This window comes from Streptosporangium sp. NPDC049376, from assembly GCF_044466505.1.
GTDB lineage: Bacteria > Actinomycetota > Actinomycetes > Streptosporangiales > Streptosporangiaceae > Streptosporangium.
This window is the reverse complement of sequence record NZ_JBITMT010000014.1, coordinates 68048-89333: the sequence shown is the minus strand read 5'-3', so window position 1 is coordinate 89333 and position 21286 is coordinate 68048. Positions and strand designations below refer to the sequence as shown.

Below are 21286 nucleotides of genomic sequence, written 5' to 3'. Positions count from 1 at the left end.
GGGGCCGGTTCAGTCCGGGTCCGAGGAGAGGACCAGGTCGTGGTCGGGGGCGGCCGAGCGCAGGCGCCAGTCCTCTCCTTGTTCCTGGTGGCGGCAGAACTCGGCGAAGCGGCCGTTGGCCGCGCGCAGTTCCGCCGGGGTTCCCTGTTCGACGATCGCGCCGTCCTCGACGAAGAGCACCCGGTCCGCGTGACGGATGCCGCCCAGGCGGTGGGCGACGATGACACGGGTGCGTCGCCGTACGTCCTGGCTCAGCGCCTGGGCCACGGCGGCCTCGTTCTCGGTGTCCAGGGCGCTGGTCGCCTCGTCGATCAGCAGGATCGGCGCCGGTTTGAGCAGGGCGCGGGCGATGCTGACACGCTGCCGTTCACCGCCGGAGAGGGCGGCCCCGGCCTCGCCGACGTCCGTACGCTCCCCGTCGGGCAGCCGCCCGACGATCTCGTCCACCTGGGCGAGCCGCATGACCTGCGCGACCTGTGCCGGTTCGGCGTCCGGGTCACCGGCGAGGACGTTGTCGCGGATGGTCCCGCCGAACAGGTACGGATGCTGGAAGACCATGCTGGACAGCCGCTGCCGGGTGGCCGGGTCGAGCCCGGAGACGTCCTGGCCGTCGATGAGGACGCGTCCCCGCGAGGCCTCGTGGAAGCCCGCGACGAGCGACAGGATCGTGCTCTTCCCCGAGCCGGAGGGGCCGACGACGGCCGTGGTCGTCCCCGGTTCGAGGCTGAAGGACAGGTCCTTGAGCACCTCGTCGTCGCCGTAGCCGAAGCCCACCCCCTGGAACTCGACGCGCGGCGCGTCCCGGCCGGGGGCCGAAGCGGCGACTGAAACAGGGGGTGCCGGGGCGTCGAGGATGGCGCGCAGGGTGTCGAGGGTGCCCCGGACGGACTCGATCGCGGGTGCCAGCTCGCTGATCACGGTGAAGGGTTCGAGGAACCGTACGGCCACCACGACGAGCGCCACGGCCTGCGGCGCTCCGAGACTTCCGTCGAGGTGGAGCAGGGTGACGGCTCCGGCGAGCGCGACCAGCGCCACCTGACCGGCCAGGCCGAACAGCAGTTGCCCGGGGATCTGCAGCAGCACCAGGCGCAGCGCCGTACCGCGCTGCGCGACCGCGGCGGCTCCCGCGCCGTTACGGGCCGGTTCGACCCTGCGGGCGGCGCGCAGTGCCTGCTGGGTGCGGGCGAACTCCAGGACGCGCTCGGTCAGCGCGCTGTGCGCGGCCGTGTCGGCGGCGTCGGCCGCGCGGGTGATCCGGGTGGTCGCCCACAGCGCGGCCAGCAGCCCCACGACGGCGACCCAGGCGGCGGCCCCGAGCTGCCAGGCGAAGCCCGTCAGGCCGATCGCGATCACGACGGGAAGCAGGACGGCGCTCAGCAACGGGGTGAGCAGGTTGGCGACGAGCCCGACCAACTCGGGGCCGCAGGCGGCGACGGCCTGCCTGGCGGTCGCCGTGCGTTCGGCGGTGAACCAGCCGAGCGGGATGCGGGTGAGCCGGTCGGTGAGGTCGCGCTGCACGGTGCCGAGCAGCGTGAACCCGATGTCGAAGCCGATGCGGGAGACGGCCGTGTCCACGGCCCACACGAGCACGACGCTCACGGTGAGCGCGCCCAGCCACGGCAGCGCGTCGGCCGGAGCCGTGGAGAACAACGCGCCGAGCAGGGGGACGAGCAGCAGGCAGCCGACTCCCCGCAGGATCGCGGAGACCACGGTGAGCAGGGCGTACCTGACCACCTTGCCCCGATCGGTCGCGGGAACGAGCCGGACGAGGGTACGGATCATCGGGACACCTCCGCCTTGGCGGGTACGCTTCCCCGGCTGTCCCACAGCCTGCGGTAACGGCCGCCGGACGCGATCAGCTCGGTGTGGGTGCCGGTCTCCGCGACGCGGCCGTGGTCGAGGACGACGATCTGGTCGGCGTCGACGACGGTGTGCAGGCGGTGCGCGACGACGAGCACCGTACGGCCTCGGGTGAGCCGGGTCAGGGCCTGCTGTACGAGGTGTTCGGACTCGGGGTCGGCGAACGCCGTCGCCTCGTCGAGGACCAGCACCGGGGTGTCGGCGAGCAGGGCACGCGCGATGGTGAGGCGCTGCCGTTCCCCGCCGGAGAGTCCGCCGTCGCCGTCCAGCACGGTCTCGTAGCCGTCGGGCAGCCGCAGGATCCGCTCGTGGATCCGCGCGTCCCGCGCCGCCGTCTCGATCTCGGCCGTGGTCGCCTCCGGCCTGGCCAGGGCGATGTTCTCCCGTACGGTTCCGTGCACGAGTTGCGCGTCCTGGAAGACGAACCCGACACGGGTGTAGAGGTCGTCACCGGACATCGCGCGGATGTCGCGTCCCCCGACGGTGACGGCGCCGGAGTCCACGTCGTGGAAGCGGGCCAGCAGTCCGGCGAGCGTCGACTTGCCCGACCCCGAGGGACCGACGAGCGCGGTGACCGTACCCGGCCGCAGGGTCAGCGAGACGTCGTGGATGACGGGTTTGCCGGGCCGGTAGCCGAAGCTCACCCCCGCGAAGCGGACAACCCCCCGCTCCCCCTCCGGTTCCACCGCCTCAGGCCGGACGGCCAGTTCCTTCTCGCCGAGGACGACGGCGATGCGGCGGGCCGCCAGGACGCCCGCGCGGACGCCGCCCATCCCGAGGCCGATGCCCAGCAGCCGCGCGCCGAAGGTGGTGCCGAGCAGCAGGAACGGCAGCAGCGTCGCCGCCTCCATGGCCCCGGAGACGACCATGGGCGTGCCGACGACCATGATCAACCACAGGAAGGTCATCGGGCGGGTGACCAGGTCGATGAACGTCTTCCTGCCGATGAACGGCCGCTGCCAGCCGTCCAGGAAGCCGACGTAGGACTCAAGCTCACGCCGGAAGGAGGAGGCCGCGACGCCGCCGAACATCCGGATCACCGGCTGTCCCGCGAAGAAGGCGGCCGACTCGTTGCCCATCCGCTCCGCCCACCGGGACGCCTCGGCGATCTTCGGGCCGCTCTGGAACATCATCGCGGCGAAGGCGAAGAGATACACGATGATCGGGACGAACAGGACGAGCGCCAGCCGCCAGTCGGTCGCGAACAGGTAGACCAACACCGCGACCGGGGCGACGACGGCCGCGACCCCGTCGGGGATGGCGTGTGTGACCAGACCGTGCAGCTCCAGCGTGTCGTCCTGCACGAGCTTCTTGACCGCGCCGGAGCCACGCCGGGTGAACCAGCCGAGCGGCAGCCGTACGAGCTTGCCGAGCAGCCGGTGACGGACCCGCGCGCCGAACCGCGCGTCCACGACGTGCAGCCACACCGTCAGCGCACCGCCCAGCAGCGCTCCGGCGCCGAAGACGACCAGGAAGGCCACGGCGGTGCCCCACAGCCGATCCCCGTCGGCCCCCGCGAGCAGCAGCCGCGCCAGCTCCGCCAGCAGCACGAACGGCGCGAGCTGCACCAGCGTGACGACCCCCTGCACCACCCCGGCGACGATCATCGCGGTCTTCACCGGCGCGAGCAGCTCCTTGGCCGCCTGCGACCGCCACCGCCCAGGAACCCGCCCGTCCTGCGCCACGGAAGCCGGCCCGCCAGACCGCGCATCCTCCTGCCCGGTGGCCTCCCGCTCAGCAGGCCGTACGGCGGGTGCCTGCCCGGTCGCCTTCTCCTCGTCGGTACGGCGCAGCGAACCCATGGCCCTGCCGTACGTCCAGTAGGCCTGGGCGTAGGTGTCGGCCTTGGGGAAGCCGAACCTGTCACGCAGGGTCCTGCGCAGGTGCTTGAGGGAGCCCGCCTCGGTCGCCGCCCAGGCGTACCAGTTGGACCAGTCACGCTCGTCGATCGCGGCGGCCAGCGAGGTCTCGCCGTCCCTGGGCACCCACCGCACCCGCAGCCCCGGGTGGGAGGCGAGCGGGATCAGCTCGTCCTCCTCGTGCTGTTTCTCCAGGTAGAGCGCGATCTCGGCGTCGTCGGGCAGCGCGGCGACGATGCCGTTGATCGCGGGCACCGAGGCGGGGTCGCCGACCAGCAGATATCCCGCAGGCGGCTCGTCCGGTACGGCGAAGCGCGAGGAGCCGAACGACATCACCTGGACCTCGTCGCCGGGCTCGGCCCTCCTCGCCCACACGGTCGCCGGTCCCGCGGGCTCGTGCAGCACCACGTCCACGGCGAACTCGCCGGTCTCCGGCTCGCACGAGACAAGGGTGTAGGCGCGCTGATGCTCCCTGTCGGACCCGGTGGGATCGGGGAACCAGAACCGCAGCCACGCGGTGGGGCCGACGGTGACGTTCTCGAACAGGGTCGGCGCCGACATGTGGATCCGTACCATGTGCGGCGTGACCATGGACGTCCGCACCACGGTCGCCACATGGTCACGAGCCCCGAAGCCGCGCATGACGGCTCCCTGGAAACCCCGCGCGGCCATCACCGCGCCCCCTCCGTAGCCTTCACGGCCTTCAGGCCCTCGGCAGCCCGAGGCATCGGGGTCGCCGTGGCCGTCGGTCTCGCCGTGCTCCCGGCGACCGTCCCACGGACCACCGCCGTCATGCCCGGCGCATATCCCCGGCGCGGCGGCGAGGTGATCCCCCCTCCGACCCCGGTCTTCTCGATGTCGCGCGCGGTGGTCCGTCCGGGACGCCCGACAACTCGCCGTTGCGACACCACCGCACCCCCTAAGGTAAGGCTAACCTTCGTTAGGGGCATAACCTAACAGCAGCACGACCTCCCAACCACCCCCAAACCGGAGAATCCACCACTTACATCCAGCTTTCCGACTAATCCCGCCATAAGTCGAAGGTGACGTCGTGACACACGCACCAGCGCGGAGAGCACCTCACCACCGGCGGCAAGGTTTGCTCTGAAATCTCGGCTTCAGCCGCGCGGTCAGGTGGTCTCGCCCAACTGTTCGGCCAACCGCTCCAGGCCACCTCTGATGAGCCGCCCGTACCCGTCGTCGTCGAGCGCGCCGACCCCCGCCCGCGCCTGCTGGAGATGCTCACGAGCGCGGTCGAAATCGCCCAGCTTGCGGTAGCACTCGCTCAGGTTCAGATGCAACGACGGATACAGACCGGCCACCGAAAGGGGTGACCCGGCCTGGGCCACCCGCTCGTCGGTGAGGAGACCGGCGGCGGCGAGCGCCCGCAGATCCCACATCAGCTCCTGCCGCACGTCGTCCTGGACGTCGGCCATCGAGTGGGCGAGGACGCAGACATGCAGCGGGTCGCCCTGCTCACCGCCGATGTCATCCCAGATCCGCGCGAACACGTCGCGAGCGGCTTCGCGTTGGCCCTGGTGGTGGTGCAGCTCCACTCCCTGGCCGATCCGGGTCATCGTCGGGTCTGTGGTCACAGTGGCTCCTTCACCGTAGCGGGACGACCGCGGTCAGCCTACTTCCGCCCTTTCCGCTCCCCTGAGGGCCGATCGGACACGTGCCGCTGTCAGGCGAGGTGTCCCAGCGCCAGGGCCGCGATCACCGGGCCCATGTACAGCAGGGGGAAGACCACGGTCGAGTACGAGCGCGCCCTGAGCACGGTGACGACGGCCCCGGCGAAGTACAGCACCAGGCCGATCCCGGCCGCCACGCCGACGACCGGCACGAACAGGCCGGCCAACAGACCCGCGGCCCCGGCGGCCTTGGCCGCGCCGAGCCAGGTCCACCACGAGCGGGGAACACCGTAGTCCATCAGCGGCTTCACGACCCATTCGGCGCGGCGCAGGAGGGAGAGGGCGGAGAAACCCACCCAGAGGGCGGCCAGGACGGTGACGACGGTGGCGGTGGTGGACATGGGGACACTCCCTGTTCGGTGCTTCTTGTGGCATCGATCCTGTGGGCCCCGGTTGATGGTTCCGCGATGCGCCGACGATGCGCGGCCTCCCGACCGGCCCGGCTCAAGCGACACCCCGTTCCGCCCAAGAGCCGAAACCCACTCAACGAGCGCCCCGCCCCCACGCTTTCGCACCGCCACGAACCCTTCAGGGCGATGAGGGACCCGCCGCCCCAGACCACCCGGGCCGGATCGTGCTCACCCGGTTGCGAACCCTTCAGGGTGATGAGCAGGCCGGTCACGGCCTTTACGGCCCGGCCAGCGGAGGCACGTCCGAAAGCCCCGCGCCCACAGCGGTGATCAGGCCCTGAACGTGGACAGGCGTGTGACGCAGAGGGCCTGTTCGGCGTCGAATTCCTCGAACGTGGTGGTGAGGTGGAAGCCGAGGCGTTCGGCGAGTTTCAGGGATCGTTTGTTCGCGGTCTGGGTCACGAGGACAACCGGCTGGTCGGGGAACTCCTCGGCCGCCGCGCGCAACGCGGCCGTCGCCGCCTCGAACGCGTACCCCGCGCCCCACGCGCCGCGCCGCAGGACATAGCCGAGGACCAGTTCCTCGCCGTCCTCGGTGACCCGCTGCGGGTGGTCGGTCCACCAGCGGGCGAGCGTCAACGTCCCGATGACCTGGTTCGTCGTGTTGTCCGCGATGACATAGTTACCCGGCCTGGTCGTCGCGCCGGAGGCCATGACCTCGTCGAAGTGCCGCTCGACCTCACCCAGAGGCCGGGGGCCACCGATGTACGCCTGGACCTCGGGATCGGTCGAGAGCTCGACGAGCCTTTCACGGTCGCCATCGTGCAACGCCCTGCGCAGCAGGAGCCGCTCCGAGAAGACCTCCGCGACGGAAAGCGCAGGCAGCTGCTTCATGACCATGACCCTAGAACACGGCCCTTTTCCACAGCTTCCGCACTTGCCCACCCCAGAAGGCCGCCACGCCCCTACTCGCCCCCTCGGACACCGCCTGTCGTCTCACCCTCTCCCGACGCCCAGCGTGAGGAGTTCGGGGTACCGGCGCCAAGTGTGAGGAGTGTCGGCTTGGGCGCGTCTGTGCTTGGACTGAGGAGCGAAGGAGCGCAGCGGATGAGCGACGAGGGAAAGCGCAGGCTCGAAGCGCCCAAGCCCGCGACGCCGCCAGGCGGAGCAAAGAGACACGGTTCGGGTGCGCCGGCGCTTGGACTGAGGAACGCAGGAGCGAAGCGACGGAGTGACGAGGGAAGACACCGACCCGAAAGCGCCCAAGCCCGCGCTGCCGAAGGCAGCGCCATTTACACAGCCGTCACATGGGCGTTGTGCAACGCCTCGGCCGTGGCGATCTTGTGGGCGCAGGCCACCCGCTCGATCTCCTCCGCCGGGGCGCCCATCGAGATCAGGTCGAGCATGTGCTCGTGCTCGACCACCGAGCGCCGGGCCCGTCCAGGAACGTAGGTGAAGCTCGAACGCCGCATGTGGTCCAGCCGTGCCCACTCCGACTCAAGCAGGTTGGCCAGGTGGTCGTCCGGACAGTACTGGTAGATCGAGAAATGGAACTGCCGGTTGAGGGCCGTGAAGGAGGTCGGGTCGAACTCCTCAAGGGCCTCGACCATGCGGGCGTTGATCTCCCGCGACTCCTCGATCTGCTCGGGCGACATGAGAGGGGCGGAGATCGCCGTGGCGTATCCCTCAAGCCGGGCCAGGACGTTGAGCGTGTGCTCGACCTGGGTCGAGTCGAAGACGGCCACGCGTGCGCCGATGTTGCGCACGACCTCGACGAGTCCTTCCGACTGCAGTCGCCGTACGGCTTCGCGCAGCGGGATCGTGCTGACTCCGGTCTCCCTGGCGAGCTGGTCCATGACCAGCCGGTAGCCGGGGCCGTACGTTCCGTCGAGGATTCGTGAACGGAGCAGCCCGTAGCTGATCTCCGCCTTCGACTCCTTGGCCTTGGCGGTCTTCTTGACCACTCTCACCGGTGTCCCCTCATCTTTAACCCTGGGCCGCTGCCCTGGTGGGCGCCCGCCCCGTTGGTGATCACCGGCTCAGCGCCCTCACGACGATGCCACGGAACTCGGCACCCGTGAGCGCGCCGAAGTGGTCGCCCGGGACGGTGAGCAGCTCCGCTCCGTCTACCAGACCGACGATACGCTCGATTCCGTTCGTCATCATGTCGTCTTGGCCGACGACGAAGACCGGCGGGGTCTGGCCGGGCCATCCCTTCGGGTCGAACGGGCTCCCGGCCAGGCCTTCGACGACGAGCGCGAGACCCGGCGCCCGCTCGGGGCCACGGGAGCCGACCATCCCGGCGATCATCCCGGTGAAGGGGTCCTCGGGCTGCACGCCCTCGGCGACGGCCTTGTGGAGGGCGGCGATGTCCACCATGGTGAAGGGCTCGACGGGGCTGAGCCCGCCGAGTACGGCCCGGCGCACGCGCTCCGGAGCCGCCTCGGCGACCGCCCAGCTGAGCCTGGCGCCCAGCGAGTAGCCCGCGATGTCGAACGTCTCGACGCCCGCCTCGTCCAGCACGGCCAGGATGTCGCGCGCCTGCGCCGGCGCGCCCGCCTCCTCGGCGGAGTCGGAGGCGGGGCTGGCGCCGTGGGCGCGCAGGTCCACCACGACGACGGTGCGCCCGGCGTCGTTCAGCGCGGCGACGGTGCCCGGCGCGACCCAGTCGGTCTCGCCGTCGGAGGCGATGCCGTGCAGGAGGAGCACGGGGGGCAGGTCGACGGGGTGGTCAGAGGGGAAAACACGGGAGGCCAAGCCCTGTCGGTCCTGCATTGGTCGCGTACTCCTCGAAGAGTCTTTCACATACGATTTCTTATCGTACTGCACGTCTCCGATCTCCGCCGGAAGACGTCCGTACCCCTGGGGATCAGGAGACCTCGGCGGGCAGGGGGAAGTCGACGACCACCTGGCCGGTGCCGCTGCTGCCGAAGTACGGACAGAGCTGCTCGCCGTTGCCGGTGTAATTCTCCCAGCCGAGCAGACCGAAGAGCATGGCCGTGTCGGCCATGGCGCCCTCTCCCGTGCAGCGCTTGTTGTAGTCGGGCAGCATCTCCAGGAACTCGGCCGTACGGCCCTGCGTCCACATGTCGAGGACGCTGATGTCCACCTGCCGGTTGATCTCGCTGCTCACGTCGTCGAGCATCGACTCGGCGATCTCGTTGGCCGGGAAGGCGTGCGACAGCGAGCCACTGGCCAGGAAGGCCACTTTCCTGTCACTGCGGCGGATGGCCCGCATCAGCGCCTCGCCGATCCTGCGGTTCTCCTCGATCGTGGAGTACATGTTGCAGCCGATCGGCAGCACCCGGATCGAGGAGTCCTTGTTCATGAAGTACATCGGCACGAGAGTGGCGTACTCAAGGCCGAGGTCGTTGTAGTCGTGGACGCGTGCCTTCTGCCCGCCCGCGACGATCTCCTCCCGGACCAGTTCGGCCAGCTCGGGGTCGCCCTGGTAGTCGTAGGCCAGGTCGTGGATGAAGTGCGGCAGCTCGTGGCTGACGTAGGTGGCCTGGTGGCGTTCCTTGCCGTTGAGGTGGAAGCCGATGCTGTTCAGCCAGTGGGTGTCGGCGACCAGGAAGGTGTCGGCCCCACGCTCGTGGGCCCGCCTGCCGATCTCCGTGAGTGCCAGCTCGGCGTTCCTCCGGATGCCGAAGTGCTTACCGGGCTGAATCGACAGCCAGATCGACGGCACATGCGTGATCTTGGCCGCCATGACGAGCTCTCCCATCACGACCCTCCCAGGTGTGTCCAGACGCCCTTGACTTCTGTATAGGCGACGATGGCGTACGGTCCCATCCCCCGGTCGTGGCCGCTGGTCGCGGCATCCGGGACATGGATCATGTCGGTGAGGACGGCTCCGGCCCTGTCCCCGGCCGTCGTGCGGTGGGGGGTGGACAGGTCCCTGGTTCGGACGAAGGCCGTGGCGAAGGTCGCGGGGCCGTACTCCGAGGTGCTGGCACGATCCACGATGTCGTGGGGGGCACCGGGGTCGTTCTCAGACAGTATCCGGACGATCGGCCGGTGTGTCCTCCGGGGCGTCACCGCCCGAACGCGGGCCGTACCCGCCGCGAAGAGGCCGTCGGCGGCCGTGCGGGACACGGGAACGCGCCCGTCTCCGCTGGCCAGGTCCGTCATCTGTCGATCTCCTCGGGTCCGTCCGGTGCTCGTGTTCCCCCGCGGTGGGTCTCACAAGCCCGAACACCTCCAAATCATGTACGAATTCAAATATCTTTGTCTATAGCCCGACGTGACCTCATCGCGTATCATGCATGATGTCGTATACGATTTAACTCAGGGAGGTGGCCGTGGATCACCCGCTCGGCCTGACGCCAGGAAAGATCATCGCGGTCCATCTCAACTACCGCAGCCGAGCGGCCGAGCGTGGGCGTACCCCGGCGGTCCCCTCCTACTTTCTCAAGCCCGCCTCCTCACTGTCCTGGTCGGGTCGGCCCGTCGTCCGGCCCGCGGGCTGTGAGCTGATGGCCTTCGAGGGTGAGATCGCCATCATCATCGGCACCCGGGCCCACCGGGTCTCCCCCGAGGAGGCGCTCGGCCACGTGGCCGGTTACGCCGCCGCCAACGACTTCGGGGTCTACGACTTCAAGCACGCCGACCTCGGCTCCAACCTCCGCGCCAAGGGCCAGGACGGCTACACGCCGATCGGCCCGGCCATCCTCAAGACGGACGACCCGTCGAAGCTGTGGCTGCGCACCTACGTCAACGGGGACCTGGTCCAGGAGGCGTGCGCCGACGAGCTGCTGTTCGGCTTCGACCTGCTGATCGCCGACCTGTCCCGGCTGATGACGCTCGAACCCGGTGACATCATCCTGGCCGGCACCCCCGCGGGATCGACCGTCGTGCAGCCCGGCGACGTGGTCGAGGTCGAGCTTGAGGACACCGGCAGGCTCCGCAACGAGGTCGTCGCCGACGAGGGCCCCCTGCCCCCCTACGGCGTGCAGCCCAAGGTCACCGACCAGCTCAAGGCCGCCGCGTACGGCTCGACCCCCGTCCCCGGCGCCGAGAAGGCGGGCGTCCTCGACGAGGACCTCATCGCGGCCCTGAAGTCCGTCTCCACCGCGACGATCTCCTCCCAGCTGCGCAAGCGGGGCATCGACCACCACTTCATCGAGGGCGTCAAGCCCGCCAGGCCCGACCTGCGCATGGTGGGTATCGCCAGGACGCTTCGCTACCTCCCGCTGCGCGAGGACGTCTTCGCCGAGATCGGCAACGGCATGAACGCGCAGAAGCGCACCGTCGAGGAGATCCAGCCGGGCGAGGTCCTGGTCATCAGCGCCAGGGGCAACCACGGCGCGGGCACGCTGGGCGACATCCTCGCGCTGCGCGCCCTGCGCCGCGGCGCCGTCGGCGTGATCACCGACGGCGGTCTGCGGGACAGCCCCTCCTTCTCCAGCCTGGACATGCCCTCCTACTACGGCGTCGCGCACGCGGCCGTGCTCGGGCGCAGGCACGTCCCGATGGACTCGCAGATCCCGGTGGACTGCGGCGGCGTGCTGGTCATGCCGGGTGACGTCCTGGTCGGTGACGCGGAGGGCGTTGTCGTGATCCCGCCCCGGCTGGTCGCCGAGGTCGCGCGCGACTCCGTCAAGCAGGAGAAGGAGGAGCGCTTCATCTACGAGCGAGTCGACGAGGGCGCCTCTGTCGACGGCCTCTACCCGATGAACAAGGCCTGGCGCCAGGTCTACGAGGAGCAGGCAAGCGCCGAGTGACCCTGACCCCCGCGAAGACCGACCTGTAGCAGCACAAGGAGTGATCACATGAAGTTCCGTTCGGATCCCGCGAGCATTCGCGGGTCCCTCGCCCCCGTGGTGACCCCGTTCACCGCGACGGGCGAGCTCGACCTCGACTCGCTGCGTGCCCTGGTCCGCTGGCAGCTCGACCAGGGCTCCCACGGCATCTCGATCGGCGGCTCGACCGGTGAGCCCGGCGCGCAGAGCGTCGACGAGCGGATCGCCGCGATGGCCGCCGTCGCCGAGGAGACCGCCGACCGCGTGCCGTTCCTGCCGGGCACCGGCTCCGCCAAGCTCGACGAGACCATGCGCCTGACCGCGGAGGCCGAGCGTCTCGGCGCCGACGCCGCCCTCGTCATCACCCCGTACTACGCGCGTCCCACCCAGGAGGCGCTCTACACCTGGTACTCCACGGTCGCCAAGGAGTTCCCCAGCCTGCCGATCGTCATCTACAACGTCCCGTCGCGGACCGCGGTCGACATCGCCCCCGAGACGGTGGCCAGGCTCCGCCGCGACCACGACAACGTCGTGGGCATCAAGGAGACCACCAAGGACTTCGAGCACTTCTCCCAGGTGCTCCACAAGTGCGGCCGTGACTTCCTGATGTGGTCGGGCATCGAGCTGCTCTGCCTGCCGCTGCTCGCCATCGGCGGCGTCGGCTTCGTCAGTGCGGTCGCCAACCTGGCCCCGGCCGCCGTCGCGAAGATGTACACCGCCTATGTCGAGGGCGACCACAAGACCGCCCTCGACCTGCACTACGCCCTGCACCCCCTGGTCGAGCTGCTGTTCGTCGAAACGAACCCCGCCCCTGCCAAGTGGGTCCTGGAACAACGCGGTCTGATCGCCTCCGGTCATGTCCGCCCGCCTCTGATCACGCCCACCGACGCGGGGATCAAGCGGATCAACGAACTGCTGGCCCAGAGTGAGGGAGTGGCTTGATGAACCTGCAGCACTACATCGGCGGGGAACACGTTCCCAGCGTCTCCGGCGCGACGTTCACCGCCCTTGAGCCCGCGACCAACGAGGAGTACCTGACGGTCTCCGCCGGTCAGGCCGAGGACATCGAGGCCGCGGTCGCCGCGGCCCGCAAGGCCTTCACCGAGGGCCCGTGGCCGAAGATGCCGGCCCAGCAGCGCGCCGGCGTCCTGCGCAAGATCGCCGACGCGATCGAGAAGCGGGACGACGAGATCGCCTCCCTGGAGTGCCGGGACACCGGTCTGCCGATCACCCAGGCCCGTGGCCAGGCCCACCGCGCCGCGCAGAACTTCCGGTTCTTCGCCGACGTCATCACCACCCTGGGTGAGGACGTCTACCGCGTCGCCTCCGCCCAGCTGAACTACGTGATCCGCAAGCCCATCGGCGTCGCGGGCCTGATCACCCCGTGGAACACCCCGTTCATGCTGGAGACCTGGAAGCTGGCGCCCGCACTCGCGGCCGGCTGCCCGGTCATCCTGAAGCCCGCCGAGTGGTCCCCGCTGTCGGCCAGCCTCCTTCCGGCCATCATGGAGGAGGCGGGCGTGCCCGCCGGTGTGTTCAACATCGTGCACGGCATCGGTGAGGAGGCGGGCGCCGCCCTGGTCGCGCACCCCGACGTGCCGATCATCTCCTTCACCGGTGAGACCACCACCGGCCAGATCATCATGCGCAACGCCGCGGACAACCTGAAGACGCTGTCGATGGAGCTCGGCGGCAAGTCCCCGCTGATCGTGTTCGACGACGCCGACCTCGACCGCGCGCTCGACGCCGCCGTCTTCGGTGTCTTCTCCCTGAACGGCGAGCGCTGCACGGCCAGCTCCCGCGTTCTGGTCCAGGACACCGTCTACGAGGAGTTCGTCCAGCGCTTCGCCGAGCGCGCCTCCCGCGTGAAGGTCGGCGCCCCGGACGACCCGGCGACCGAGCTGGGCGCGCTGGTCCACCCCGAGCACTACGCCCGGGTCATGGAGTACGTCCAGATCGGCATCGACGAGGGCGCCCGTCTGGTCGCCGGTGGCTCGCGCCCCGACAGTCTGCCGGTCGGCAACTTCCTGTCGGCCACGGTGTTCGCGGACGTCTCGCCGAAGATGCGGATCTTCCAGGAGGAGATCTTCGGCCCGGTCGTGTGCGTCACGCCGTTCTCCACCGAGGAGGAGGCGCTGGAGCTGGCCAACGACACCCGGTACGGCCTGGCCGCCTACCTGTGGACGAACAACCTGCGCCGCACGCACAGGCTCGCCCAGCAGATCGAGTCGGGCATGCTCTGGGTCAACTCCCAGAACGTCCGTGACCTGCGCACCCCGTTCGGCGGCGTCAAGGCCAGTGGCCTCGGCCGTGAGGGCGGCAAGCACAGCATCGACGTCTACACCGAGTCGCACATCGTGCACGTGGCGACCGAGGACCTGCCGATCTCCCGGTTCGGCGTCTCCTGACCCTGCTCCGCTCCGGTCCGGCGCCCCTGGCCCGGATCGTTCCCGCCGGGCCGTACCCGGTCCGGCGGGTCGTGGTCCTTCCGGCCTCCTGCCGGCCGGGAGGGCCACGGCCGGTTCCTCCGGCGTCAGAAACCGACGGAGCTCACCATGCTCCGCAGGAGTTTCAGTCCGGCCTCCGAGGAGCCGCCGGGCTTGGCGCTGTACATCAGCACGCGGTGGCCCGAGTCGTCCGGCAGGTGCAGGACCTCGAACTCCAGGGTGAGGTCGCCGACCTCCGGGTGCTGGAAGCGCTTGGTGCCGGAGGCGCAGGTCGCCACCGGATGCCGGGACCACGTGGCGGCGAACTCCGGGCTCTTCATGGACAGCTCGCCGATCAGCTCCGCCAGCTCGCGGTCGTCCTGGTAACGGCCGGCCACGACTCTGAGCGAGGCCACCGCGCGGATCGCCTCCTCCTCCCAGTGGACGTGGAGGTTGCGGTGGTGCGGGTCGAGGAAGAGCATCCGGGCCAGGTTCGGCCGGTCCGCGATCCGGTCGGGGGCGTCGAAGGCGTGGTGCCCGGCGAGAAGCAGGTGTCCGAGCCTGTTCCAGGCGAGCACCTCGTTGCGCCGCCCCAGCACCACGGCGGGAACCTCACCCATGGCGTCGATGAGCTGGCGGGTGCCGGGCCGTACCATGGCGGGCTTGGCGGGTCTGCGGCGTTTGGCGGGGACGGGCCTGGCGAGGTCGTGCAGGTGGGCGCGTTCGTCCTCGTTCAGGTCGAGCGCGCGGGCCAGGGAGTCGATGACGGCCTCCGAGGCGTTGGCGCTCTGCCCCTGCTCCAGCCGGGTGTAGTAGGTGGCGCTGACACCGGCGAGCTGGGCCAGCTCCTCCCGGCGAAGGCCCGGCACACGACGCCTGCCGTAGGAGGCGACGCCCACGTCCTCGGGCTTGAGCCTGCTTCGTCTCGTGCGGAGAAACTCCCCGAGTGCCGTGATGTCCTGCATGAAGTCCATGGTGCCCGGTTTATCCGGGCCGTGCCTGTCCCTGCCGGTGCCAGGCAACCGGTGGGTAGGAGCTTCTGAGGCCTGGTTGCCGATCCCGGTCCGATCGATGGTGGTGAACCGACAGCGGAAAGCCACCAGCGAGAACGGACCCCCGACGTGTCAAGCGTGGACCAACGGACCCGGCCCAGGATGACGACCAGGCAGCGGCTCACTCTGACCCTGCTGCTGAGCGCGAGCTTCACCCTCGCGGTCGACTTCTCGATTCTCAACGTCGCCCTGCCGGAGATCGGGGAGAGCGTCGGTTTCTCCCTGCGGAACCTGCAGTGGATCGCCACCGCCTTCGCGCTCTGCGCCGCGGGGTTCACCTTGCTGTTCGGGCGCTTCGCCGACCTCTTCGGACGGCGCAGGCTCTTCCTGTCCGGCATGGCGCTGCTCGGCGTCGCGTCCCTGGCCGGTGGCCTGGCGACCTCTCCCGAACCGCTGCTGATCGCCCGTGTCGCCCAGGGTCTGGCCACCGCAGCCGTCACTCCGGCGGCGCTCTCCCTGCTGACGACCGCCTTCCCCGAAGGGCCGCTGCGGGAGCGGGCGCTCGGCCTGAACGGGGCTCTCATGGCCGCGGGCTTCACCACCGGGGCGATCCTGGGCGGCGTCCTCACCGACCTGCTCAGCTGGCGGTGGGCGTTCTTCGTCAACGTGCCGGTCGCGGTCGTCGTGCTCGTCCTGGCTCCGTCCACGCTCACCGAGACCCGGCCCGCCGAGCGGCCCAAACTCGACCCGCTGGGGGCCGTCGCGGTCACCTCGGGCCTGCTGGCCCTGATCTACGGACTCACCACGGCGGGCGAGCGTTCCTGGACCGACCCGGCCGTGCTGGGCGCCCTGGGCGCCGGCGTGCTGCTCCTGGCCGCCTTCTGGGTGATCGAGAAGCGTGTCGCCGCGCCGCTGGTGCCGGTCGCGATCCTGAAGCGGCGCAGTGTCGGCCTGGGCAACGTCACCGGGCTGCTGGCCTTCGCGACGGAGACCTCCCTGGTCTTCCTGCTCACCCTCTACCTGCAGAAGGTCCTCGGCTACTCCCCGCTGGGCGCCGGTCTGGCCTTCGCCGTCCTCGGTGTGGGCACCGTACTGGGCGGAATCGTCGGCCCGAAGGTCACCGGCAGGATCGGCAGCGCCAGGGCCGTCGTCGCGGGCCTCGTCGTCCAGGCGGCCTCGACCCTTCCGCTCGCCCTGCTCGGGCCGGAGCCCGGCTGGATCGCCCTGCTTCTGGTGGCGACCTTCGCCGGTGGGGTGGCCAACCTGGTCGCGATCGTCGGGTTCATGGTCACCGCGGCCTCCGGGCTTCCCGACGGGGAGCAGGGGCTGGCGACAGGTCTGGCCACGATGAGCCAGCAGGTCGGCATCACCATGGGCATCCCGGTCATGAGCGCCGTCGTCGCGGCCTACGTCCACGCCCAGGGTGGGGAGAGTGCCGGGAACGTGCTCGGCGGAGTGAGCGTCGCGGTCGTCGTCAACGCCGCCCTCTGCCTGGTCACGGCGGTGGTGGTCGCCCTCTTCCTCCGCGCTCAGGAGCGACCGGCCTCCTGACCCGTACGGTGCCCGGCGTTGGCCGCCGGGCACCGTACGGGCGTCGAGGATCAGCCGAACGCCAGGGTCGGCAGGTCGACGGCCATGGCGCCGCCGTCGGCGACGATCACGGAACCGGTCATGATGGCCGACTCGGCGGAGCCGAGGAACAGGCAGATGTCGGCGATCTCCTCGGAGGTGGCCGGGCGGCGCAGCGGGACGTCCTTGGTGACCAGGTCGTAGGCCTCGTCACGGGTGATGGCGTCGCGGGCGGCGAGCTCGTCCATCTGGTGGTCGGCCATCGGGGTACGCACCCAGCCGGGGCACAGGCAGTTCACCCGCACGCCCTTGGGGCCGTAGTCACGGGCCAGCGACTTGGTCAGCCCCACCAGAGCGTGCTTGGTCGTGACATATCCGCATACGTTGGGTCCGGCGGCCAGACCCGCGATCGAGGAGACGATCACGATGCTTCCCTGGCTCTCGATCAGCGCGGGCAGCGTCTCCCGGCAGGTCACGAAGCAGCTGTTGAGGTTGGCGTCGAGGCTGAGCCCCCACGACTCGTCGTCGGTGTCCGCGACCCCGGAACCCCCGTGTCCACCGGCGTTCGCGACGACGATGTCAAGCGAGCCGAAGCGCTCACGCGCCAGGTCCGCCGCCGCCCGCATCTGGGCGGCGTCCGTCGCGTCGGCGGCGAAGGCCACGGCCGCGTCTCCGAGCGGAGTGGCGACCTCGGTAAGGAGCGCCTCTCTCCGACCGGTCAGAACGACTCTGGCGCCCTCTTCCACGTACCTTCGGGTGACAGCCGCGCCGATTCCCGTACCGGCCCCGGTGACCAGGGCGACCTTACCTTTTAGCCTCATCGGCCTACTCCTTTGCAGCTAGAAGCTATATGATTTCATAGATAACTTCGCGTAGGAAGGAGTCGTAGTGACCGCCGAAGTAGACCGGCCAGACGGCTGGAAGAACATGGACGACTTCGCCGCCGGGATCGACACCAACCGAATTCCGGTCTCCGACGTCCTCGCCGGCACCGAGGTGAGCCTGACGTTCGACGACGGGACCACGACCACCCTTTCCTTCAAGGACGCGCACAGCGTGAGCGTCGACGGCGGTGCCGCCGACTGGTACGAGGCGATCGCCGTACGCGACGATCTCTTCTTCGTTCACTGGACCCAGGCCTCGCAGCCCCGTGAGGCGTACGTCGTCGTCCTGCACACCGCGACCGGGCGCGCCCTGCGCATCGTCTCCATCGTCGCTGAGGAGCGGACCCCCGGCGAGCCTCAGGTCTCCCAGACCTTCACCCCCGGAACCATCGACGGTCGTGAGGTCACGGGCGAGGCGCCCGCACCCACTCGTGACCTGATCGGCAGGCGGGCGCTGTACCGTTACAGCCCGAACCACCTCTACGAACACGTCTACCTCAGTTCCGAACGCTACGCCTGGCAGTGCCTCGTCGGCGAGCAGCGCGGCCACGGTGACGTGGACATGGCGAGCACCTGGAAGATCGCCGAGGACGTCTACGTCTTCACCTTCAGGGAGTTCCTCATCCCGGTGGCCGCGACCTGGCTGTACGACTGGGCCGCGCTGCGCTCGGTCGGCTCCTTCCTCGGCATCTCCGGCGAGGGTGACATCAGGAACTCCGGCGGCGGCGCCTACATCCAGCCGCTCGGCCAGGTGACCTACCCGGACGGCGGAGAGCCCGTCTGAGGACAAGCGCTGTTCAGCGAAGCGAAGTGAAGTAAGGAGAGGCAATGAGCAAGAACCTCGACGCGGTCCGCGCGTCATACGAGGCTTCGGCGGCGGGTGACGTCAACGGCATCCTGGGCCTGCTCGGCCCCGACGCCGCGTGGACCGAGATGGCCGGTTTCCCGTACGCGGGCACCTACATCGGCCCTGACGAGGTGCGCGACAAGGTCTTCGCCAGGCTCGGCGGCGAGTGGGACAACTACCAGGCGGTTCCCGAGGAGTACGTCGACGGCGGCGACACGATCGTCGTGATCGGCAACTACCGGGGCACCTACCTCGCCACCGGCAAGTACATGGACGTCCGCTTCACGCACGTGTGGCACGTCAAGGACGGCGTCGCCACGAAGTTCGAGCAGTTCACCGACACCGCGCTGGTCCAGGAGGCCCTGCGCCCGTGACACGGTGCCTGTGACAGGGCGCCCATGACGCGGCCGGTGACACACCTCGTGTCACCGGCCGTGTCACATGGCCCGCCGGGTTCGGGCCGACCGGTTACCGGCGCCGGTCGGCCCGAACCCGGCGGGCCCTGCTCATCAAGGCCCATCAAGGCCCGTCAGGCCGTGAGCGCGGCGCACAGCCGGGGTACGGCCACGCCGATCGGGTCGTGGATGACCTCGTCGGCCATGTGGTCGTAGGCCGTCGGCTCCCCGTTGACGATGACCACCCTGGCCCCCGCCTCCGCCGCGATCGAGACCAGGGTCGCCGCGGGCCGTACCTGCAGGGAGGTGCCCACGGCGACGAACACCTCGCAGTTCCCTGCCGCCTCGACCGCCCTGGACAGGACGCCCTGGTCAAGGGACTGACCGAACATCACGGTCGCGGTCTTCAGGACGCCGCCGCACGCGCGGCAGGCCGGGTCGTCCTCCCCCGCCATGATCCGTTCGACCGCCTCACGCGTCGTCGAGTCCGCCCCGCACGAGGTGCACACCGCGCCGAACATGTTGCCGTGCAGTTCGAGCACCCGGTCCGGCGGCGACCCGGCGCGCCGGTGCAGGCCGTCGACGTTCTGCGTGATGATCCAGGCGTCCGGCAGCGTGGCCAGGGCGCGGTGGGCGGCGTTCGGCTCGGCGTCCCAGGCGGGACTGTCGCGGCGGAACAGCCATGACCGCCGTCTGATCTCGGCGCTGCCCATGTAGTGGTGGTAGGTGACGAGCTTCTCCTGCTCCGGGTCCGCGCGCCACAGGCCGTTCGGGCCTCGATAGTCGGGAATGCCGGATTCAGTGGAGATGCCCGCCCCCGTCAGTACGGTCACCGTCATCGCCCAATCGTAGTCAGCCCTACGCGATCCGGAGTGATTCGGAAAAAACCGGTGAGGTACCCCATGACGCGAAACGAGGGGGAGCGCCATGGGGACCGTCGCCGAGCAGTTCGTCCAGGTGTTGCGGCAGGCCGGAGTCGAACGGATCTACGGGGTCGTGGGCGACAGCCTCAACCCGGTGGTCGACGCGGTGCGCAGAACCGGGGGCATCGACTGGGTCCAGGTACGCAACGAGGAGGCCGGGGCCTTCGCCGCCGCCGCCGAGGCGCAGGTCACCGGGCGGCTCGCGGTGTGCGCGGGCAGCTGCGGGCCCGGCAACACCCACCTGGTGCAGGGCCTGTACGACGCCCACCGCAGCCGTGCCCCCGTGCTCGCGCTGGCCTCGCAGATCCCCAGCCCGCAGATCGGGACGGACTTCTTCCAGGAGACCCACCCGGAACGGCTGTTCGCCGAGTGCGCCGGCTTCTGCGAGGTGATCGGCACGGCGGAGCAGATGCCCAGGGTGCTGCGCGTGGCCGTACAGCGGGCGATCGGCGGCCCGGGCGTCTCCGTGGTCGTCCTGCCCGGCGACGTGGCGCAGCTGCGGGTGTCCCAGGAGGCCGGGCCGCACGACTTCCTCACCCAGCCGGGCACCCTCCACCCTCCGGCCGACCAGGTCTCCGAGCTGGCCGTCGCGCTGAACGCCGCCGAGAAGGTGATGCTGTTCTGCGGCGCCGGGGTGCGCGGCGCGCACGAGGAGGTCATGTCGCTGGCCGCCCGCACGCTCGCCCCGGTCGGGCACGCGCTGCGGGGCAAGGAGTGGATCCAGTACGACAACCCCTACGACGTGGGGATGAGCGGCCTGCTCGGGTACGGCGCGTGCTACGAGGCCACACGGGAGGCCGACCTGCTGGTGCTGCTGGGCACGGACTTCCCCTACGACGAGTTCCTGCCCGGCGCGCGGACCGTCCAGGTGGACCACGACGCGGGCAGCCTGGGCCGCAGGACGCCGCTCGAACTGGCCGTACACGGCGACGTCGGGGAGACGCTGCGGGCCGTACTGCCCGACGTGCACCAGAAGCAGGACCGGCGCTACCTGGACAGGATGCTCGAACGGCACCTGAAGGCCCTGGACAACGTGGTGGACGCCTACACCCGGGACATCGAGCACCATGTCCCGATCCATCCCGAGTACGTCGCCGACGTGCTGGACGAGCTGGCCGGCGACGACACGGTCTTCACCGTTGACACCGGGATGTGCAACGTCTGGGCCGCCCGCTACCTGACGCCGAACGGCCGCAGGCGTGTCATCGGCTCCTTCAGGCACGGGAGCATGGCCAACGCCCTGCCGCACGCCATCGGCGCCCAGTTCGCGGCCCCCGGCAGGCAGGTGGTCTCGCTGTCCGGCGACGGCGGGCTCGGCATGCTGCTCGGGGAGCTGCTCACCGTACGGGACCACGACCTTCCGGTGAAGATCGTGGTGTTCAACAACTCCTCGCTCGGCATGGTGAAGCTGGAGATGCTGGTCGACGGCCTCCCCGACTTCGGCACCGACTACCCCTTCACCGACTACGCGGCGATCGCCACGGCGATGGGCGTCGAGGCCGTGACCGTGCGCAGTCCCTCGGAGGTCCGCGAGGCGCTCGGCACGGCCCTGGAGGCCCCCGGCCCCTACCTGGTGGACGTCGTCACCGACCCGAACGTGCTGTCCATCCCGCCGCGCATCACCGGAGAGCAGGTCAAGGGGTTCGCCAAGGCCGCGAGCAAGGTGGTGCTGAGCGGCGGCGTCGGACGCATGATCGACATGGCGAGGGCGAACCTGCGCAACATTCCCCGTCCCTGATTCCCGTA

19 protein-coding genes are annotated in these 21286 nt (G+C 70.0%); 7 read left to right on the top strand and 12 right to left on the bottom strand.

Annotation, left to right across the window (positions count from 1 at the left end):
* Window positions 1-9: 9 nt before the first annotated feature.
* From ACIBVQ_RS29240 to ACIBVQ_RS29200, 9 genes are all read right to left on the bottom strand, one after another.
* Window positions 10-1782: an ABC transporter ATP-binding protein gene (locus ACIBVQ_RS29240; protein WP_399181357.1), complete on the bottom strand. Its 1773-nt coding sequence runs from the start codon at window positions 1780-1782 to the stop codon at window positions 10-12.
* On the bottom strand, window positions 1779-4361 hold the full coding sequence (locus tag ACIBVQ_RS29235) for an ABC transporter ATP-binding protein/permease (protein WP_399181355.1): 2583 nt from the start codon (window positions 4359-4361) through the stop codon (window positions 1779-1781). The genes ACIBVQ_RS29240 and ACIBVQ_RS29235 overlap by 4 nt, the downstream gene beginning before the upstream one ends.
* Before the next feature lie 488 nt (window positions 4362-4849).
* Complete coding sequence (locus ACIBVQ_RS29230) at window positions 4850-5314, bottom strand: tetratricopeptide repeat protein (protein WP_399181353.1); 465 nt, start codon at window positions 5312-5314, stop codon at window positions 4850-4852.
* Window positions 5315-5403: 89 nt separating this feature from the next.
* Window positions 5404-5751 carry a DoxX family protein gene (locus ACIBVQ_RS29225; RefSeq protein ID WP_399181351.1) on the bottom strand — a complete coding sequence of 116 codons (348 nt, stop codon included), beginning with the start codon at window positions 5749-5751 and terminating at the stop codon, window positions 5404-5406.
* Between the two features lie 339 nt (window positions 5752-6090).
* Entirely contained in the window at window positions 6091-6654 is a 564-nt protein-coding gene (locus tag ACIBVQ_RS29220) for a GNAT family N-acetyltransferase (RefSeq protein ID WP_399181349.1), read from the bottom strand.
* 398 nt (window positions 6655-7052) lie between these two features.
* Window positions 7053-7730 (bottom strand): GntR family transcriptional regulator, encoded by a 678-nt coding sequence (locus ACIBVQ_RS29215; protein ID WP_352014052.1) that lies wholly within the window; start codon window positions 7728-7730, stop codon window positions 7053-7055.
* Between the two features lie 61 nt (window positions 7731-7791).
* Window positions 7792-8535, bottom strand: a complete 744-nt coding sequence (locus ACIBVQ_RS29210) for an alpha/beta fold hydrolase (RefSeq protein WP_399181347.1) — start codon at window positions 8533-8535, stop codon at window positions 7792-7794.
* A 94-nt stretch (window positions 8536-8629) separates the two neighbouring features.
* Window positions 8630-9487, bottom strand: a complete 858-nt coding sequence (gene hpaD, locus ACIBVQ_RS29205) for a 3,4-dihydroxyphenylacetate 2,3-dioxygenase (RefSeq protein WP_352014054.1) — start codon at window positions 9485-9487, stop codon at window positions 8630-8632.
* Complete coding sequence (locus ACIBVQ_RS29200; RefSeq protein WP_352014055.1) at window positions 9487-9894, bottom strand: hypothetical protein; 408 nt, start codon at window positions 9892-9894, stop codon at window positions 9487-9489. Before ACIBVQ_RS29200 ends, hpaD begins: the two co-directional genes overlap by 1 nt.
* A 170-nt stretch (window positions 9895-10064) precedes the next feature.
* On the opposite strand from ACIBVQ_RS29200, the gene ACIBVQ_RS29195 reads away from it, so the two are divergent.
* The 3 genes from ACIBVQ_RS29195 to hpaE are packed head-to-tail and all read left to right on the top strand — an operon-like array spanning window position 10065 to window position 13912.
* On the top strand, window positions 10065-11486 hold the full coding sequence (locus tag ACIBVQ_RS29195; protein WP_399181345.1) for a fumarylacetoacetate hydrolase family protein: 1422 nt from the start codon (window positions 10065-10067) through the stop codon (window positions 11484-11486).
* A 48-nt stretch (window positions 11487-11534) separates the two neighbouring features.
* The gene (gene dapA, locus ACIBVQ_RS29190) at window positions 11535-12446 is read left to right on the top strand and encodes a 4-hydroxy-tetrahydrodipicolinate synthase (protein ID WP_399181343.1); all 912 of its coding nucleotides are present in this window, start codon (window positions 11535-11537) and stop codon (window positions 12444-12446) included.
* Window positions 12446-13912 carry a 5-carboxymethyl-2-hydroxymuconate semialdehyde dehydrogenase gene (hpaE, locus tag ACIBVQ_RS29185; RefSeq protein ID WP_352014058.1) on the top strand — a complete coding sequence of 489 codons (1467 nt, stop codon included), beginning with the start codon at window positions 12446-12448 and terminating at the stop codon, window positions 13910-13912. Before dapA ends, hpaE begins: the two co-directional genes overlap by 1 nt.
* 125 nt (window positions 13913-14037) lie before the next feature.
* On the opposite strand, the gene ACIBVQ_RS29180 is transcribed toward hpaE, so the two are convergent.
* A complete protein-coding gene (locus ACIBVQ_RS29180; RefSeq protein WP_399181340.1) occupies window positions 14038-14895 on the bottom strand; it encodes a helix-turn-helix transcriptional regulator in 858 nt (285 codons plus the stop codon).
* A gap of 165 nt (window positions 14896-15060) precedes the next feature.
* On the opposite strand from ACIBVQ_RS29180, the gene ACIBVQ_RS29175 reads away from it, so the two are divergent.
* Window positions 15061-16473 (top strand): MFS transporter, encoded by a 1413-nt coding sequence (locus tag ACIBVQ_RS29175; protein WP_399181338.1) that lies wholly within the window; start codon window positions 15061-15063, stop codon window positions 16471-16473.
* A gap of 50 nt (window positions 16474-16523) precedes the next feature.
* Here ACIBVQ_RS29175 and ACIBVQ_RS29170 read toward each other — a convergent pair whose 3' ends face one another.
* Window positions 16524-17312, bottom strand: a complete 789-nt coding sequence (locus ACIBVQ_RS29170; RefSeq protein WP_352014061.1) for an SDR family NAD(P)-dependent oxidoreductase — start codon at window positions 17310-17312, stop codon at window positions 16524-16526.
* Window positions 17313-17379: 67 nt separating this feature from the next.
* Between ACIBVQ_RS29170 and ACIBVQ_RS29165 the strand changes: the two genes are divergently transcribed.
* Together ACIBVQ_RS29165 and ACIBVQ_RS29160 are read left to right on the top strand one after the other, a co-directional pair.
* Window positions 17380-18159 (top strand): MoaF C-terminal domain-containing protein, encoded by a 780-nt coding sequence (locus tag ACIBVQ_RS29165; RefSeq protein ID WP_362911209.1) that lies wholly within the window; start codon window positions 17380-17382, stop codon window positions 18157-18159.
* 44 nt (window positions 18160-18203) lie between these two features.
* Entirely contained in the window at window positions 18204-18596 is a 393-nt protein-coding gene (locus ACIBVQ_RS29160; protein WP_352014063.1) for a nuclear transport factor 2 family protein, read from the top strand.
* A gap of 155 nt (window positions 18597-18751) precedes the next feature.
* Here the strand turns inward: ACIBVQ_RS29160 and ACIBVQ_RS29155 are convergent, their stop codons facing one another.
* Window positions 18752-19456 (bottom strand): Sir2 family NAD-dependent protein deacetylase, encoded by a 705-nt coding sequence (locus ACIBVQ_RS29155; RefSeq protein ID WP_362911208.1) that lies wholly within the window; start codon window positions 19454-19456, stop codon window positions 18752-18754.
* A gap of 88 nt (window positions 19457-19544) precedes the next feature.
* Here ACIBVQ_RS29155 and ACIBVQ_RS29150 point away from each other — a divergent pair, with 88 nt between their 5' ends.
* On the top strand, window positions 19545-21278 hold the full coding sequence (locus ACIBVQ_RS29150; protein WP_399181335.1) for a pyruvate dehydrogenase: 1734 nt from the start codon (window positions 19545-19547) through the stop codon (window positions 21276-21278).
* Window positions 21279-21286: the final 8 nt, after the last annotated feature.